The 15,021-nt window shown below is 72.9% G+C and carries 16 protein-coding genes and 1 riboswitch; of the genes, 12 read left to right on the top strand and 4 right to left on the bottom strand.

What is annotated here, in order from left to right; genetic code table 11:
- Positions 1–14: 14 nt before the first annotated feature.
- A riboswitch (cobalamin riboswitch) is annotated at positions 15–89 on the bottom strand.
- Positions 90–250: 161 nt separating this feature from the next.
- The 4 genes from cobG (at position 251) to JOC24_RS07090 (ending at position 4,372) form a co-directional block, all read left to right on the top strand.
- The gene (gene cobG, locus JOC24_RS07105; RefSeq protein ID WP_205019233.1) at positions 251–1,555 is read left to right on the top strand and encodes a precorrin-3B synthase; all 1,305 of its coding nucleotides are present in this window, start codon (positions 251–253) and stop codon (positions 1,553–1,555) included.
- Between the two features lie 74 nt (positions 1,556–1,629).
- Positions 1,630–2,256, top strand: a complete 627-nt coding sequence (locus JOC24_RS07100) for a precorrin-8X methylmutase (protein ID WP_205019232.1) — start codon at positions 1,630–1,632, stop codon at positions 2,254–2,256.
- The gene (gene cobJ, locus JOC24_RS07095) at positions 2,253–3,776 is read left to right on the top strand and encodes a precorrin-3B C(17)-methyltransferase (RefSeq protein WP_205019231.1); all 1,524 of its coding nucleotides are present in this window, start codon (positions 2,253–2,255) and stop codon (positions 3,774–3,776) included. The genes JOC24_RS07100 and cobJ overlap by 4 nt, the downstream gene beginning before the upstream one ends.
- Before the next feature lie 80 nt (positions 3,777–3,856).
- Complete coding sequence (locus tag JOC24_RS07090) at positions 3,857–4,372, top strand: DinB family protein (protein WP_239579807.1); 516 nt, start codon at positions 3,857–3,859, stop codon at positions 4,370–4,372.
- 47 nt (positions 4,373–4,419) lie between these two features.
- Here the strand turns inward: JOC24_RS07090 and JOC24_RS07085 are convergent, their stop codons facing one another.
- Entirely contained in the window at positions 4,420–5,169 is a 750-nt protein-coding gene (locus tag JOC24_RS07085; protein WP_205019230.1) for a cobalt-precorrin-6A reductase, read from the bottom strand.
- 15 nt (positions 5,170–5,184) lie between these two features.
- On the opposite strand from JOC24_RS07085, the gene JOC24_RS07080 reads away from it, so the two are divergent.
- Positions 5,185–6,303, top strand: a complete 1,119-nt coding sequence (locus JOC24_RS07080; RefSeq protein WP_205019229.1) for a cobalt-precorrin-5B (C(1))-methyltransferase — start codon at positions 5,185–5,187, stop codon at positions 6,301–6,303.
- 39 nt (positions 6,304–6,342) lie between these two features.
- On the opposite strand, the gene cobM is transcribed toward JOC24_RS07080, so the two are convergent.
- Positions 6,343–7,092, bottom strand: coding sequence for a precorrin-4 C(11)-methyltransferase (gene cobM / locus JOC24_RS07075; protein ID WP_205019228.1), 750 nt, complete (start codon positions 7,090–7,092; stop codon positions 6,343–6,345).
- Complete coding sequence (gene cbiE / locus JOC24_RS07070; protein ID WP_205019227.1) at positions 7,089–8,360, bottom strand: precorrin-6y C5,15-methyltransferase (decarboxylating) subunit CbiE; 1,272 nt, start codon at positions 8,358–8,360, stop codon at positions 7,089–7,091. Before cbiE ends, cobM begins: the two co-directional genes overlap by 4 nt.
- Before the next feature lie 182 nt (positions 8,361–8,542).
- Here cbiE and JOC24_RS07065 point away from each other — a divergent pair, with 182 nt between their 5' ends.
- The 6 genes from JOC24_RS07065 to JOC24_RS07040 all read left to right on the top strand — a co-directional run bounded on the left by JOC24_RS07065 (position 8,543) and on the right by JOC24_RS07040 (position 13,916).
- Positions 8,543–8,971: a YciI family protein gene (locus JOC24_RS07065; protein ID WP_205019226.1), complete on the top strand. Its 429-nt coding sequence runs from the start codon at positions 8,543–8,545 to the stop codon at positions 8,969–8,971.
- 39 nt (positions 8,972–9,010) lie between these two features.
- On the top strand, positions 9,011–10,258 hold the full coding sequence (locus JOC24_RS07060) for a sigma-70 family RNA polymerase sigma factor (RefSeq protein ID WP_307792647.1): 1,248 nt from the start codon (positions 9,011–9,013) through the stop codon (positions 10,256–10,258).
- A 64-nt stretch (positions 10,259–10,322) separates the two neighbouring features.
- Complete coding sequence (locus JOC24_RS07055; RefSeq protein WP_205019225.1) at positions 10,323–10,934, top strand: HhH-GPD-type base excision DNA repair protein; 612 nt, start codon at positions 10,323–10,325, stop codon at positions 10,932–10,934.
- A gap of 173 nt (positions 10,935–11,107) precedes the next feature.
- The gene (locus tag JOC24_RS07050; protein WP_205019224.1) at positions 11,108–12,628 is read left to right on the top strand and encodes a M28 family metallopeptidase; all 1,521 of its coding nucleotides are present in this window, start codon (positions 11,108–11,110) and stop codon (positions 12,626–12,628) included.
- A gap of 251 nt (positions 12,629–12,879) precedes the next feature.
- Positions 12,880–13,176: a type II toxin-antitoxin system VapB family antitoxin gene (locus JOC24_RS07045; protein WP_014155093.1), complete on the top strand. Its 297-nt coding sequence runs from the start codon at positions 12,880–12,882 to the stop codon at positions 13,174–13,176.
- A gap of 143 nt (positions 13,177–13,319) precedes the next feature.
- A complete protein-coding gene (locus JOC24_RS07040) occupies positions 13,320–13,916 on the top strand; it encodes a LytR C-terminal domain-containing protein (protein WP_205019350.1) in 597 nt (198 codons plus the stop codon).
- 37 nt (positions 13,917–13,953) lie between these two features.
- Here JOC24_RS07040 and upp read toward each other — a convergent pair whose 3' ends face one another.
- Positions 13,954–14,589 (bottom strand): uracil phosphoribosyltransferase, encoded by a 636-nt coding sequence (gene upp / locus JOC24_RS07035; protein WP_031097280.1) that lies wholly within the window; start codon positions 14,587–14,589, stop codon positions 13,954–13,956.
- A gap of 114 nt (positions 14,590–14,703) precedes the next feature.
- Here upp and JOC24_RS07030 point away from each other — a divergent pair, with 114 nt between their 5' ends.
- Positions 14,704–14,940: a hypothetical protein gene (locus JOC24_RS07030; protein WP_374104479.1), complete on the top strand. Its 237-nt coding sequence runs from the start codon at positions 14,704–14,706 to the stop codon at positions 14,938–14,940.
- Positions 14,941–15,021 lie beyond the last annotated feature (81 nt).

Genomic DNA, 15,021 nt, shown 5'->3' with positions numbered 1-15,021 from the left:
GAGCCTGGGAAAGGGAGTTCCTGACTCGCACGGCCGGTGGGCCGGGCTCACAGTGGCGGGACCGCGCCGGAATCTCACCGGGCTTCCTCCCATGTCGCCGTACGGCGATGGCGGACCGAACGGACCGCCGCTAGGCATAGTAGGCGGGAGGAGGGGGGTCCTGACCAGACGGCCCCCGTCCGGGCCTGGGCGGCAGCGGGTGTCCCGTAGGTCACAGTGACCGTAGGGCTGCGCCACGGTCACGGTCGGTATGCTCGCCGCCATGTCCGCCTCCCCCCTTACGTCCCGGTCGCCGGGCGACGCGTGTGCCCGGAGCAGCGGTGACGCCTGCCCCGGCGCGCTGCGTCTGCACCGCGCGGACGACGGTGCGCTGGCGCGGATCCGCATACCCGGCGGGGTGCTGACACCCCGTCAGGCGGATGCGCTGGGGAAGGCCGCCGAGCGCTTCGGTGACGGTGAGCTGCATCTCACCTCCCGCGGGAACGTGCAGCTGCGCGGGCTCACCCCGGACTGCGGTGCCGAGCTGGCCGGGCTGCTGGACGAGGCCGGGCTGCTCCCCTCCGAACGTCATGAACGCGTGCGCAACGTCGTCGCGTCCCCGCTCTCCGGGCTCGACGGCCTCGGGTCCGTCGACGTCGGACCGTGGCTGACCGGCCTCGACCGTCTCCTGTGCGAAAGCGCGGGCGCGACGGCGCTCTCCGGACGTTTCCTGTTCGCCCTCGACGACGGCCGCGGCGATGTGGACGCCCTCGGAGCCGACCTCACCCTGCTGGGCCACGACGACGGCGACGCCCTGCTGCGCGTCGGGCACGTCGACGAGGTACTCCGCCTCCCCGCCGCCGAGGGCCCCCGCGCCGCGCTGACCGCCGCCGAAGCCTTCCTCGACTCCGCCCGGGAGACCGGCGCCTGGCGGGTGAAGGACCTGCCGGACGCCGACGCCGCCGCACTGCCCGCCGAGGTCCTCCGTCGGCTGCGGCGGACGGGCACCACCGTCACGACGGGCCGCCGCCCCCGCCCCCTCGAAGTCCTGCCGCCTGCCCACGGCCCCGTCGTGGGCGGCCACCGCGAGTCCGCCCTGTCCGTCGGTGTACCGCTGGGACGGCTGGTCCCGGCCCAGTGGCGGCTGTTGCTGTCGGGCGCCGGGAAACTGCGCCTCACCCCGTGGCGCGGCATCGTCGTCACCGGCATCGGCCCCGGCCGGACGGAGGGCCTGTCGGCGGGCCTCGCCGAGGCCGGCCTGATCACCGGGCCCGGCTCCCCGTGGGCCGGGGTGGGCGCCTGCATCGGCCGGCCCGGCTGCGCGAAATCGCTGGCCGACGTGCGGACCGAGGCTGGGGCCGCCGTCGGACCTGCCGGACGGCTCCCTGTGTACTGGTCCGGGTGCGAACGCCGCTGCGGCCATCCGCACGGGGAGTGGATCGACGTGGTCGCCACCCCGGGCGGACACCGGATCTCCCACGTCCGGGGCGACCTGGCCACCGCGACGACGACGGTACGGGACGACCCGGCGGCGCTGGCCGCCGCCGTGGCGACGGCCCGGGGCGCACGCACCTGACCACCACGTATGACCCCCTGTCCGGCCCCCTCTCCGACCTGTTCGGCGAGGAAGACGAAGAAAGCGACGGCACTGTGCACCAGTACGAGAAGGACGGACCGGCGATCTACCGCCAGTCCTTCGCCACCATCCGCGCGGAGGCGGATCTGGCAGGGCTGCCCGCCGACGTGAGCCAGGTCGCCGTCCGCATGATCCACGCCTGCGGCATGGTCGACCTCGTACGCGATCTCGCCTTCTCGCCGAACGCGGTGGCCGACGCCCGCGCGGCCCTGCGCTCCGGCGCACCGATCCTGTGCGACGTGGCCATGGTCGCCAGCGGCGTCACCCGCAAGCGGCTGCCCGCGGACAACGAGGTGATCTGCACCCTCTCCGACCCGGCCGTCCCCGGGCTGGCCGCGGAGCTGGGCACCACCCGCAGCGCGGCCGCCCTGGAGCTGTGGCGGGACCGGATGGAAGGCGCGGTCGTCGCCGTCGGCAACGCGCCCACCGCCCTCTTCCGGCTGCTGGAGATGATCGAGGAGGGTGCCCCGCGCCCCGCCGCCGTCATCGGAGTGCCCGTCGGTTTCATCGGGGCCGCCGAGTCCAAGGAGGCCCTGGCCGCTCATCCGTCCGGGCTGGAGCACCTCGTCGTACGGGGCAGGCGCGGCGGCAGTGCCATCGCCGCCGCCGCTCTCAACGCGATCGCCAGCGAGGAGGAGTGAGCGTGCCCGAGCAGCAGCACACAGGCGGCGCGGGACGGCTGTACGGCGTCGGTCTCGGCCCGGGCGACCCGGCCCTGATGACCGTGCGGGCGGTGCAGATCATCGGCGAGGCCGATGTCGTCGCGTACCACTCCGCCCGGCACGGACGCTCCATCGCCCGCTCGATCGCGGCGCAGTACATCCGCGCCGACCACATCGAGGAGGCGCTGGTCTACCCCGTCACGACGGAGACCACGGACCACCCCGGCGGCTACCGCGGCGCGCTGGACGAGTTCTACACCGAGGCCGCGGCCCGCCTCGCGGTCCACCTCGACGCGGGACGCACCGTCGCCGTGCTGGCCGAGGGCGACCCGCTCTTCTACGGCTCGTACCAGCACATGCACAAGCGGCTCGCGGACCGGTACGACACCGAGGTCATCCCGGGCGTCACCTCGGTCAGTGCCGCCGCGGCCCGCCTCGGCACCCCGCTCGTCGAGGCCGAGGAGGTCCTGACGATCCTGCCGGGCACCCTGCCGGAGGAGGAGCTGACCGCACGTCTGGCGGCCACGGACTCCGCCGTGGTGATGAAGCTGGGCCGGACGTTCCCGGCCGTGCGCCGGGCGTTCGAAGCCTCCGGGCGGCTCCCCGAGGCACGCTACGTCGAGCGCGCCACCATGGCCGGTGAGCGGACCGGCGACCTCGCGGACACCGACGCGGGCTCCGTGCCGTACTTCGCCGTCGCCGTGCTGCCGAGCCGGATCGACGCGCCCCGTCCCGAGCGGAGCCCCGGTTCCGGCGAGGTCGTCGTGGTCGGCACCGGGCCGGCCGGACCGCTGTGGCTGACGCCCGAGACCCGTGGGGCGCTGGCCGCAGCCGACGACGTGGTCGGCTACACGACGTACCTGGACCGGGTGCCCGTCCGTCCCGGCCAGCGGCGCCACGGGTCCGACAACAAGGTGGAGTCCGAGCGCGCGGAGTTCGCCCTCGACCTGGCGCGCCGCGGACACCGTGTCGCCGTGGTGTCCGGAGGCGACCCCGGGGTCTTCGCGATGGCCACCGCGGTCCTGGAAGTGGCCTCGCAGGACGCGTACGCGGACGTCGCCGTGCGGGTGCTGCCCGGGGTGACCGCGGCCAACGCCGCCGCGGCCAGGGCCGGTGCGCCACTGGGCCACGACTACGCCACCATCTCGCTCTCGGACCGGCTCAAGCCCTGGGAGGTCGTCGCCGGACGGCTGCGCGCGGCGGCCACGGCCGACCTCGTCATGGCGCTGTACAACCCGGGCTCACGCAGTCGGACATGGCAGGTCGGCAAGGCCCGCGACCTGCTGCTGGAGCACCGCTCCCCGGACACGCCCGTGGTGCTCGGCCGTGACGTCGGAGGTCCCGCGGAGAGCGTGCGCACGGTTCGGCTGGGTGACCTGGACCCGGCCGAGGTCGACATGCGGACGATCCTCATCGTCGGCTCCTCGCAGACCCGGTGGGTGCACCGGGGTGGCGGCCGTCAGATCGTCTGGACGCCACGCCGCTACCCGGAGGACTGACCAGGAAGCCGTTCCGGCGACGGGCCGGTGCCGGGTGACGACCCGGCCCGTTGTCGGACCCTCCTGCCACTATGGCGATCATGAGTGATCCGGTACGCCATATGCCTCCCCTGAACGCCGACGAGCGGACCTCCCTGGAGAGCTGGCTCGACTTCTACCGCGTCACGCTCGCCCAGAAGTGCGACGGCCTGACGGAGGACCAGCTCCGCGAGCCGTCCGCCGCCCCGTCGCAGCTCACGCTGCTGGGGCTCGTCCAGCACGCGGCCGAGGTGGAGCGGAACTGGTTCCGCCGTGTCCTCGCCCAGGAGGATGCCCCACCGATCCACGACGCCGGGGCCGACCCGGAGGGCAGGGACGGCGGGTTCAACCTGGCCGAGGACGCGACGTACGCGCAGGCGCGTGCCGTGTGGCAGTCGGAGATCGGCCGGGCCAGGGCGCACTGCGCGGCCCGCGCGCTCGACGCCACCGTGCCGTTCGGCGGTGGCGGCCAGGTCACCCTGCGCTGGATCTACACGCACATGATCGGCGAGTACGCCCGCCACTGCGGCCACGCCGACCTCCTTCGGGAACGCGTCGACGGCCGTACGGGAGTCTGAGCGGGGCGGCAGGCCGACGGGCACGTCGGGTCACGAGGTCTCAGCGCTCACGCGCTCGTGAGGTTCCGCAGCAGGGCGAGCGCCTCCTGCGGAGTCCCCGCCACCGGAACGCCCGGCGGGACCGGAGGACGTCCGACCACGACCACGGGGATCCCCGCCTCGCGGGCGGCCGTGAGCTTGGGGGCGGTCGCGTCACCGCCGCTGTCCTTCGTGACGAGGACATCGATGCGATGGATCCGGATCAGCTCCCGCTCGCCCTCCAGGGAGAACGGCCCCCGGTCCAGCAGGACCTCCATCCGCGCCGGATGCGGAGCCTCGGGGGCGTCCACCGAGCGCATCAGGAACCACAGCGCGTCCAGTGCGGCGAACGCCGCCAGGCCCATGCGCCCGGTGGTGAGGAAGACGCGCGACCCCAGCCCGGGCAGCAGCTCCGCCGCACCGTCGAGGGAGTCGGTGAGGTGCCACCGGTCGCCCTCGACGGGCACCCAGCCGGGCCGTCGGAGGGCCAGCAGGGGAACATGGACAGCGGCGGCGGCCGAGGCCGCGTTGAAACTGATCGTTCCGGCGAAGGGATGGGTGGCGTCGATGACCGCATCCACATGGTGTGCGCGGAGCCACCCGGCCATGCCCTCGGCTCCGCCGAAGCCTCCGACACGCACCTCGCCGGGCGGCAGCTTCGGCCGGGCGACGCGGCCGGCGAGCGAGCTGGTCACCCGGAACCCGCCCGCGGCCACCAGGGACTCCGCCGTTCGACGGGCCTCCGTCGTGCCGCCGAGGACGAGTACGTGCAGGGGCATCCGATCGGTCCATCCATGAGCAGTGAGGCGCAGGGCGGGCGCGCCGCCCAACTCAAGCACACCGGTCTGCGGCCGGGATGGACGACCGGGGCCTGTGCGACGGCGGCGACCACGGCCGCGTACACCGCGCTGCTGACCGGCGAGTTCCCCGACCCGGTGACCATCACCCTGCCCAAGGGCCAGACCCCCGCATTCGCCCTCGCGGTGGAAGAGCTCGGCGAGGGGCAGGCCACGGCAGGCGTGGTCAAGGACGCGGGCGACGATCCCGACGTCACCCACGGCGCCCTGGTGCGGTCCACCGTACGGCTGCTGCCGGCAGGGTCCGGAGTGGTGTTCCGAGCGGGGTCCGGCGTGGGAACGGTGACGCTTCCCGGGCTGCCGCTGGAGGTCGGGGAGCCCGCGATCAACCCCGTCCCCCGTCAGATGATGCGGGACCACATCGCCCGGGTGGCGGCGGAACACGGTGGCACCGGCGACGTCGAGATCACGGTCTCGGTGGACGACGGCGAGGAGATCGCACGTTTCACGTGGAACATTCGCCTGGGCATCCTGGGCGGAATCTCGATCCTGGGCACCACCGGCATCGTGGTGCCCTACTCCTGCTCGGCCTGGATCGACTCGATCCGCCGCGGGGTGGACGTGGCCCGGGCAGCCGGGCACCGGCATGTCGCGGGGTGCACCGGCTCGACCTCGGAGAAGACGGTGGTGGCCGAGTACGGGCTGCCGGAGATCGCCCTGCTGGACATGGGGGACTTCGCGGGAGCGGTACTGAAGTACGTACGCCGGCATCCGGTGGAGCGGCTGACCATCTGCGGCGGTTTCGCCAAGCTGTCCAAGCTGGCGGCCGGTCATCTGGACCTGCACTCGGGCCGCTCCCAGGTCGACAAGCCGTTCCTGGCTCGACTGGCACGTCAGGGCGGCGCGAGCGAGGCACTGGCGGCTGAGATCGAGGTCGCCAACACCGGCCTCGCGGCACTGCAGTCGTGCATGGCGGCGGGCGTGCCACTGGGCGACCTCGTGGCGGTCGCGGCCCGGGACCAGGCCCTGTCGGTGCTCCGGGAAGCTCCGGTCGCGGTGGACGTCATCTGCATCGACCGGGCGGGCGCCGTCGTGGGACGCAGCGAGGCGCGCTGAACGGAGGGCGGGACGGCACGCCCGTCCCGCCCCCGCCCGTCAGCAGGTGTGGCGGTCCCGCTCCGGGGAGTACAGGTGGCTGTCGCGGAACTGCTCCGCACCCAGGGTCCGGCCGACCATGATCACCGCTGTTCGGATCACCCCAGCGGCCTTCACCTGCTCGGCGATGGAATCCAGGGTGCCGCGCAGGATGATCTCGTCCGGGCGCGAGGCCATGGCGACCACGGCGGAGGGGCAGTCGGCCCCGTAGTGCGGCAGCAGCTCGTCGACCACCCGGTCGACGTACCGCGCGGCGAGGTGCAGCACGATCAGGGCGCCACTGCGGCCCAGCGTGGCGAGGTCCTCGCCCTCGGGCATCGCGGTGGCCCGCTGGGCGATCCGGGTGAGGATCACGGTCTGGCCGACCGTGGGCACCGTCAGCTCCCGCTTGAGCGCCGCGGCGGCCGCGGCGAACGCGGGTACCCCGGGCACCACTTCGTAGGGCACCCCCGCCTCGTCGAGCCGCCTCATCTGCTCGTTCACGGCGCTGAAGACCGACGGGTCGCCCGAGTGCAGCCGGGCCACGTCGTGGCCCTCCCCGTGGGCCCGCAGCAGCTCGGCGGTGATCTGGTCGATGTCCAGCAGTGCCGTGTCCACGAGACGGGCGTCCGGCGGGCATTCGGCGAGCAGTTCACGCGGTACCAGGCTGCCCGCGTAGAGGCATACGGGACTGGCGGCGAGCACACGGGCGCCGCGCACCGTGATCAGGTCGGCGGCACCGGGGCCCGCGCCGATGAAGTACACGGTCATCTGTCGTCTCCTGGAGCGTGCGAGGTTTTCTGAACGGACCACTGGGTGACCGGCATGGCCTGCCGCCAGCCGGTGAACCCGCCGACGGGCACGGCGTGGGCCACCGCGAGACGGACCAGGTCACCGCCGAGCCGCTTGTACCAATCGGTGAGCAGCGCCTCCGACTCCAGCGTCACCGTGTTGGCGACCAGCCGGCCGCCCGGTGGCAGCGCCTCCCAGCAGGTGTCGAGCAGCCCCGGCGCGGTGAGCCCTCCGCCGATGAACACGGCGTCCGGCACGGGCAGTCCGGCCAGGACGTCCGGTGCGCGGCCGGTCACCACACGCAGCCCGGGAACTCCGAGCCGGTCCGCGTTGCGGGCGATGCGGCGTGCCCGTTCGGGATCGCGTTCCACGCTGACGGCGCGGCAGGACGGGTGGGTCCGCATCCACTCCGCCGCGATCGAACCGGAACCGCCGCCGACGTCCCACAGGAGTTCGCCCGGGGCGGGCGCGAGTACCCCGAGCGTGGCCGCCCGGACATGGCGCTTGGTGAGCTGGCCGTCGTGTTCGTACGCCGCGTCGGGCAGCCCGGGTACGGCACCCAGGCGCAAGGCGTCCGGGGTGCTCCGGCAGTCCACCGCGATGATGTTGAGCGGGTCCCCGGGCTGATGCGCCCAGGCGTCGGCGGTGCCGTCAAGGCAGTCCTCGTCCGTGCCGCCGAGCTGTTCGAGCACCCGCATCCGGCTGGGTCCGAAGCCGTGGTCCCGCAGCAGGGCGGCCACCGCGGCGGGTGTGGTGGCGTCCGCGGACAGCACCAGCAGCCGACGCCCGTGGTGCAGCGCTCCGGCCAGCCGGGCCGTGGGACGGCCGACGAGGGTGACGGTCGCGGTGTCCTCCACCGGCCAGCCGAGCCGGGCGCAGGCGTACGACACCGAGGACGGGTGCGGCAGCACGCGGAGCGCGCCGGGACCCAACTCCTCGGTGAGCGCCCGGCCGATGCCGTAGAACATGGGGTCGCCGCTGGCCAGCACAGCGGTCCTGCTCCTCGCGTGATCGGCGAGCAGACCGCGTACGGCGGGCCGCAGAGGTGAGGGCCAGGACACACGCCGGCCCCCGCACTCCGGCGGGAGCAGCCCCAGCTGGCGCTCACCACCGATCAGGAGCTCGGCGTCCAGGAGCACCGCGCGCGCGGTCTCCGGCAGGCCCGCCCAGCCGTCGGCACCGATCCCCACGACACTCACGGCGGGCGCGGGCGCAGGGACGGCGGGCAGGGGTGATGCGGGGGACACGGCCGGCACCTCGGGGTTGGTCGGACAACGCAGCCGAACTCTACGGGGACCGCTTCCCGGCCTGCGCGGCGGAGTGATTTCGGAAATCCTCCCGCGTGGTGTCGAGAACCGGCCACGGGCCTCGACGTCCCCTGTGGAAGTCGCCCACGAGGGGCGGCGAGCAGGAGCCGAGGAGGGAAACCATGAAGTACCTCGTGATGGTCCAGGGTTCGCAGGCCGACTACGCGGCCATGAGCGGCGAGTCGTCCGACGGGAGCCCGGCCTGGAGCAAGAAGGACATGCAGGAGATGTTCGCCTTCATGGAGGGCATCAACAACGATCTGGCCAAGTCCGGCGAGATGGTCGACGCCAACGGCCTGGTCGAGCCCGCCAGGACCCGCGCGGTGCTGCCGGGCTCCGACGGCCGGCCGGTGATCACGGACGGCCCGTACGGGGAGACGAAGGAGCAGCTCGCCGGGTACTGGGTGCTCGACTGCGAGAGTCTGGAGAGGGTCACCGAGATCGCCGCGCGCGTCGCCCGGTGTCCGCAGCCCGAGGGCGCGCCCGTCTACCCGGTGCTGATCCGGCCGATCGACGACGGAGACTGCGAGCCCGCGGGCGCCACCGACTAGGACGCGGGTCCTCCTCGGTGCACGGGTGAGAGGGGACGTGTGAACGGCGGACCGACCGGAATCGAGGATCTGCTGCGCCACCACGCGCCGCAGGTCCTCGGCGCGCTCGTACGCCGCTACGGCCACTTCGACACGGCGGAGGACGCCGTACAGGAAGCGCTGATCGCCGCCTACCGGCAGTGGCCGGCCGAAGGGCTGCCGGACAATCCGCGCGGCTGGCTCATCCGGACCGCCTCCAGGCGGCTGACGGACCAGCTGCGCAGGGACACCGCTCGGCAGCGCCGTGAGGAGACGGCCGCCGCCCTCACCCCCCGTGACGCGTTCACGGCCCCGCCGCCCGGGGAGAGCCGTGCACCGGCCGCCGACGACACGCTCACCCTGCTCTTCCTCTGCTGCCGCCCCGAGCTGTCCCCCGCCGCGCAGATCGCGCTGACCCTGCGCGCGGTCGGCGGTCTGACGACGGCCGAGATCGCCCGGGCCCATCTGGTGCCGGAGGCGACGATGGCGCAGAGAATCAGCCGGGCCAAGCACAAGGTGCGGGGCGTGCCGTTCCGGCGGCCGGGCCCCGACGACCACGACAGCAGGCTGGCCGCGGTGCTGCAGGTGCTCTACCTGATCTTCAACGAGGGGTACACCGCGACGTCCGGCAGCGATCTGCACCGCGCCGACCTGGCCGGGGAGGCGATCCGGCTGACCCGTGCCGTGCGCGGGCTCCTGCCCCGGGACGGGCGGGTGACCGGGCTGCTGGCACTGATGCTGCTCACCGAGGCGCGCAGCGGCGCCCGCAGCGGACCGCACGGCGAGCTGGTCCCGCTGGACGAGCAGGACCGCGCCCTCTGGGACGGGGCGGCGATCGGCGAGGGCACGGCGCTGGTGGAGGAGGCCCTGTCCCAGGGCCCCGCCGGGGCGTACCAGCTGCAGGCGGCCATCGCCGCACTGCACGACGAGGCGGCCCGCGCCGAGGACACCGACTGGCCGCAGATCCTCGCCCTGTACGACCTGCTCGTGCGTCGTGGGCCGGACCCGATGGCGGAACTCGGCCGGGCGGTGGCTCTCGCCATGGTGGAGGGCCCCCGGGCCGGGCTGGACGCCGTGACGGCCCTGGAGGACCGGCTGGCGGGCCACCACCGGCTGGATGCCGTACGAGCCCATCTGCTGGACGAGGCCGGGGACACCGGACCGGCCCGCTCCGCCTACCTGCGGGCGGCGGACCACACGCTCAGCGCACCCGAGGCCCACTATCTGCGGATGCGGGCGGCCCGGCTGCCGCCGCCGCCCGCCGGATAGGCGGGGGCACCGCACGCCGGCCACCGAGTCGCCGATTCCGGGCACTCTCGCGATCATCGGTTGCATGACCAAGAGTGGGAACGGCAAGGCCCGCAGCGTGCGGATCGCCCAGGAGCCCGCCGCGGACGCGCTGCTGGCCCGCAGCCCGCTGGCCGCCCTCGTCGGCATGCTGCTGGACCAGCAGGTCCCGATGGAATGGGCGTTCACCGGCCCGTTCACGCTGGCTCAGCGCCTGGGGTCGGACGACCTGGACGCCCGCGAGATCGCCGCGTACGACCCGGAGGCCTTCACCGGCCTGTTCATCGAGAAGCCCGCCCTGCACCGCTACCCGGGTGCCATGGGAAAGCGGGTGCAGCAGCTCTGCCGGTACCTGGTGGCCGAGTACGACGGGCGCGCCGAAGCCGTCTGGGAGGACGCCTCCACCGGGGCGGAACTGCTGGAACGGCTCAACGCGCTGCCCGGATTCGGCACCCAGAAGGCGCAGATCTTCCTAGCCCTGCTGGGCAAGCAGTTCGACGTACGCCCGCCCGGCTGGCGGGAGGCCGCCGGGGCGTACGGGGAACAGGGCTCGCACCGCTCGGTGGCCGACATCACCGGGCCCGACTCGCTCGCCGAGGTCCGGGCGTACAAGCAGCAGGCGAAGGCGGCGGCCAAGGCTGCGGGGCGGTCCAAGTGATCACGGACGGACCCGGCGGACGGCCGGGAACCTGCACCCGCACGAGCAGCGGCGGGCCACGCGGCCGGTCAGGAACTGCCTCAGCTGTTCACAGACGGTGGCGGGCTCGCTAGCTTTCCTGCACATCCGTTCAGACCGGAAGGACTCCTGTGCACGCAACACGTCGCAGAGCCATGGCTGTTGTGGCCGCCACCGCCCTGGCCGCACCGCTTCTCCTCGCCGCGTCCCCGCACCACGGACACTCCCCGCACGACCCGTCGAAGAACGCCTCCGAGCTCGCGCGGAAGCTGGTCGACCGCTCGTCCGCCAAGGACGCGTTCCGGCACCTGGAACGCTTCCAGGCGATAGCCGACGCGGCGGACGGCCACCGCGCGGCCGGCTCGCCCGGCCACGACGCCTCCGCCGCCTACGTCCACCAGCTGCTCCGCAAGGCCGGTTACCGCGTCGGCTACCAGACATTCGACTTCGTCTACACCGAGACCCTCGCCGAGAAACTCTCCGTGGTCTCCCCCACACCCCGCGACGTCGGCATCAAGGCGATGACCTACACCCCCTCCACACCGGAGGGCGGCATCACCGCGGCTCTCGTCGCCGTCCCCGCCGACGACACCACCGGCTGCGAGGCAGCCGACTACGCCTCGGCCGATTTCACCGGAACGATCGCCCTCATCAAGCGGGGCGGCTGCTCGTTCGCCGAGAAGCAGGCCGCCGCCTCCGTGGCCGGCGCCGCGGGCGCGGTGGTCTACAACAACACCGAAGGAGTCCTCTCCGGGACCCTGGGCGACGTCGGATCGGGGAAGATCCCCACCGGCGGACTCACCCTGGCCGAGGGCGAGAAGCTCGTCGCGGACCTGGCCGAGGGCGAGGTGAAGGTCGCCTTCGAGGTCCGTGAGCTCCAGGAGGAGCGCACCACCCGCAACGTCGTGGCCGAGACCCGCGGAGGGAACGCGGCGAAGGCGGTCATGCTCGGCGCACACCTCGACTCGGTCTCCGACGGCCCGGGCATCAACGACAACGCCTCCGGATCGGCCGGCCTCCTCGAAGTCGCCCTGGAACTGGCGAAGACACACCGTGACCCCACCAACAAGGTGCGCTTCGCCTGGTGGTCGGCCGAGGAGAACGGCCTGCTGGGCTCCGAGGCGTACGTCGCGAAACTCTCCCCGGCACAGCGCGAGAAGACGGCGCTCTACCTCAACTTCGACATGATCGCCTCCCCCAACGGCGCGCAGTTCGTCTTCGACGGCGACAACTCCGACGGCGTCGGCGAAGGCCCGGGCCCAGAGGGCTCGGCCCAACTGGAGCACGACATCAACGCGTTCCTGGACCGCGAGGACAAGCCGCACACCGGCACGGACTTCAACGGACGCTCCGACTACGGGCCGTTCATCGAGGCCGGCATCCCGGCGGGCGGCACCGACACGGGCGCGGAGGGCATCAAGACGGCCGCGCAGGCCGCGACGTACGGCGGTACGGCCGGTGTCGCCTACGACCCCTGCTACCACGCGGCCTGCGACGACCTGGACAACGTCGACATGGGGCACTTCGACACCAACATCGATGTGATCGCCCACGCGGTGGGCACCTACGCCCATGACCTGGGCTCCCTGACCCGCCCGGTCCCGGCCGCCTCCGACACCGGCGAGCGCCGCAGCGGCGGCCTGCGCGAGGGCCACGCGCACGGCGTCCCCGAGTAGCGCGCCGCCGCCGCGCGGGCGGATGGGCGTCGAGCCAGCCCCCGCCCGCGCAGCGACGCACCGGGCGTCGTGGGACCGCCGGCGCCCCGGACACCGGCCTGTCATCGCGCGGCCACCCGGGCGGCCTCACGGAGACGCCCCCGCGCACATGCCGGACCGGCGGCACTTCACGGCTTTTGCGATGTTTCCAACGACACGGCAGTCCTGTTCCCTGGCTGCGCCCGGAGGCCCTTGCCCGGTAGGCTTTCCGTGTGATCTTCAAGCGCATCGGAAATGGGCGGCCATATCCCGACCACGGCCGGGAAAGCACCCGACAGTGGGCGGATGTGGCGCCGCGTCCGGTCCGCCTGGACCAGTTGGTGACCACCAAGGGGCAGCTGGACCTCGAAACCCTGCTCGCCGAGGACTCCACGTTCTACGGCGACCTGTTCGCCCACGTCGTGAAGTGGCAGGGCGACCTCTACCTCGAGGACGGCCTGCACCGCGCCGTGCGCGCCGCACTGCAGCAGCGCCAGGTCCTGCACGCCCGCGTACTCGAGATGGGCTGAGCCCCCGCCACTCCCACCCGTGGAGTATTTCGGGCCTTTCGGGTGCTTTTATGCACGTACGGGTGCCATAGGTTGATCGTTTAGTAGGCATCATCACCAGGTCGCACTACGCTGCGCCCATGAGCATGCTGACCCCTCCCGGCATGGGCGGAAAGTACCGCATCACGGGTAACACCTACCCCCGTATGCGCCGCCCCCGTCATCGCCGCAAACTGGCCCTCTCGGCCGCGGCCGCCGTGGTGGCCCTCGGGCTGGCCGGTTGGGGCACACTCCAGATCGTCGACGTCTTCACCGGCGGTGACGGGCAGGCCAACGCGGCCGACCGCCCGAAGGTCTGCCCCACGCCGAGTGCGACGACGGCGGCCAAGGCATTGCCGAAACCGGCGGCCATCAAGGTCAACATCTACAACGCCACGCCTCGCAGCGGACTGGCCAAGGCCGCCGCGGACGAGCTCAAGAAGCGCGGCTTCGTCATCGGCAAGGTGGACAACGCCCCGGCCTCGTACGACAAGAAGGTGCCCGGCACCGGGATGCTGCTCGGCGGCCCGACGGCCATGAACGGCTCGTTCCCGGTGCTCGGCACTCAGCTGCCGGGGGCCGCGCAGAAGACCGACGCCCGCAGGACGGCGGACGTCGATCTGATCATCGGTACGAAGTTCAAGGCGTTCAGCACCCCCGCGGCGGCCGCATCGGCGCTCACGGCCCTGACGAAGCCGTCCCCGGCACCGTCCTCCTGCTGACGCGGCCGGCCGGTCCGGCCGGCCGAACCCGCCCAGGTCAGTCGGCGGTGCCGTACATCCGGTCACCGGCGTCGCCGAGCCCCGGCACGATGTAGCCGTTCTCGTTGAGCCGCTCGTCGACCGAAGCCGTGACCACCGTGACCGGCGTGCCGGCGAGCTCGCGCTCCATCACCTCGACGCCCTCGGGCGCGGCGAGGAGCACGACCGCGGTGACGTCGTCCGCCCCGCGCTTGATCAGCTCCCGGATGGCCGCGACGAGCGTGCCGCCCGTGGCCAGCATCGGGTCCAGGACGTAGACCTGACGGCCGGAGAGGTCCTCGGGCATACGCGTGGCGTACGTCTCCGCCTGAAGCGTCTCCTCGTTGCGGATCATGCCGAGGAAGCCGACCTCGGCGGTCGGGAGCAGTCGCACCATGCCGTCCAGCATGCCGAGACCGGCGCGCAGGATCGGGACGACCAGGGGGCGCGGGTACGACAGCTTCACACCGGTCGTGGGCGTCACCGGGGTCTCGATGTCGACCTGCTCGGTCCGCACATCCCTGGTGGCCTCGTACGCGAGGAGGGTGACCAGCTCATCGGCGAGCCGCCGGAAGGTCGGGGAGTCGGTGCGCTTGTCGCGCAGCGTGGTGAGTTTGTGCGCGACCAGCGGGTGGTCGACGACGTGGATCCGCATGCCGTCAACAGTAACCGGGCCCCGGACGGGCTTCCCGCCGGTCCGCACTGGCATCAGTCACCAGTTCGGGGGGAAGGTGGGGGATACGGACCCAGGCTTGGGGTGGTGTGTCGAGTGCCCGACGGTGAGCGGCGGAGTCAGCGGCAGGCCGGACGCGACGTGCGCGACCTGCCCGACGCTCAGGAGAGCGTGCCCGACACGCAGGAGAGTGACGCGGCGCGCCGGAGGCGCAGGGCCCAATTCCTCCGTGAGCTCCACGAGGCGAAGCAGTTGCGGGACCGGGTCCAACCGCGCCGCGCCCGCGCAGCCCGTATGCGCCAACAGATGCGGATGCGTACGTTCCGCTGGTGAGGCGGTTCCCTGAACGATCGGCAGGGCCGCCGCGGGGGCCGTAAGAACACCATCGGCGGACACGCACTCGGGTAACTGATG

This window comes from Streptomyces sp. HB132 (assembly GCF_016909575.1).
Classification (GTDB): domain Bacteria; phylum Actinomycetota; class Actinomycetes; order Streptomycetales; family Streptomycetaceae; genus Streptomyces.
The sequence above is the reverse complement of the archived record's forward strand: the minus strand, read 5'-3'. Positions and strand labels throughout refer to the sequence as shown.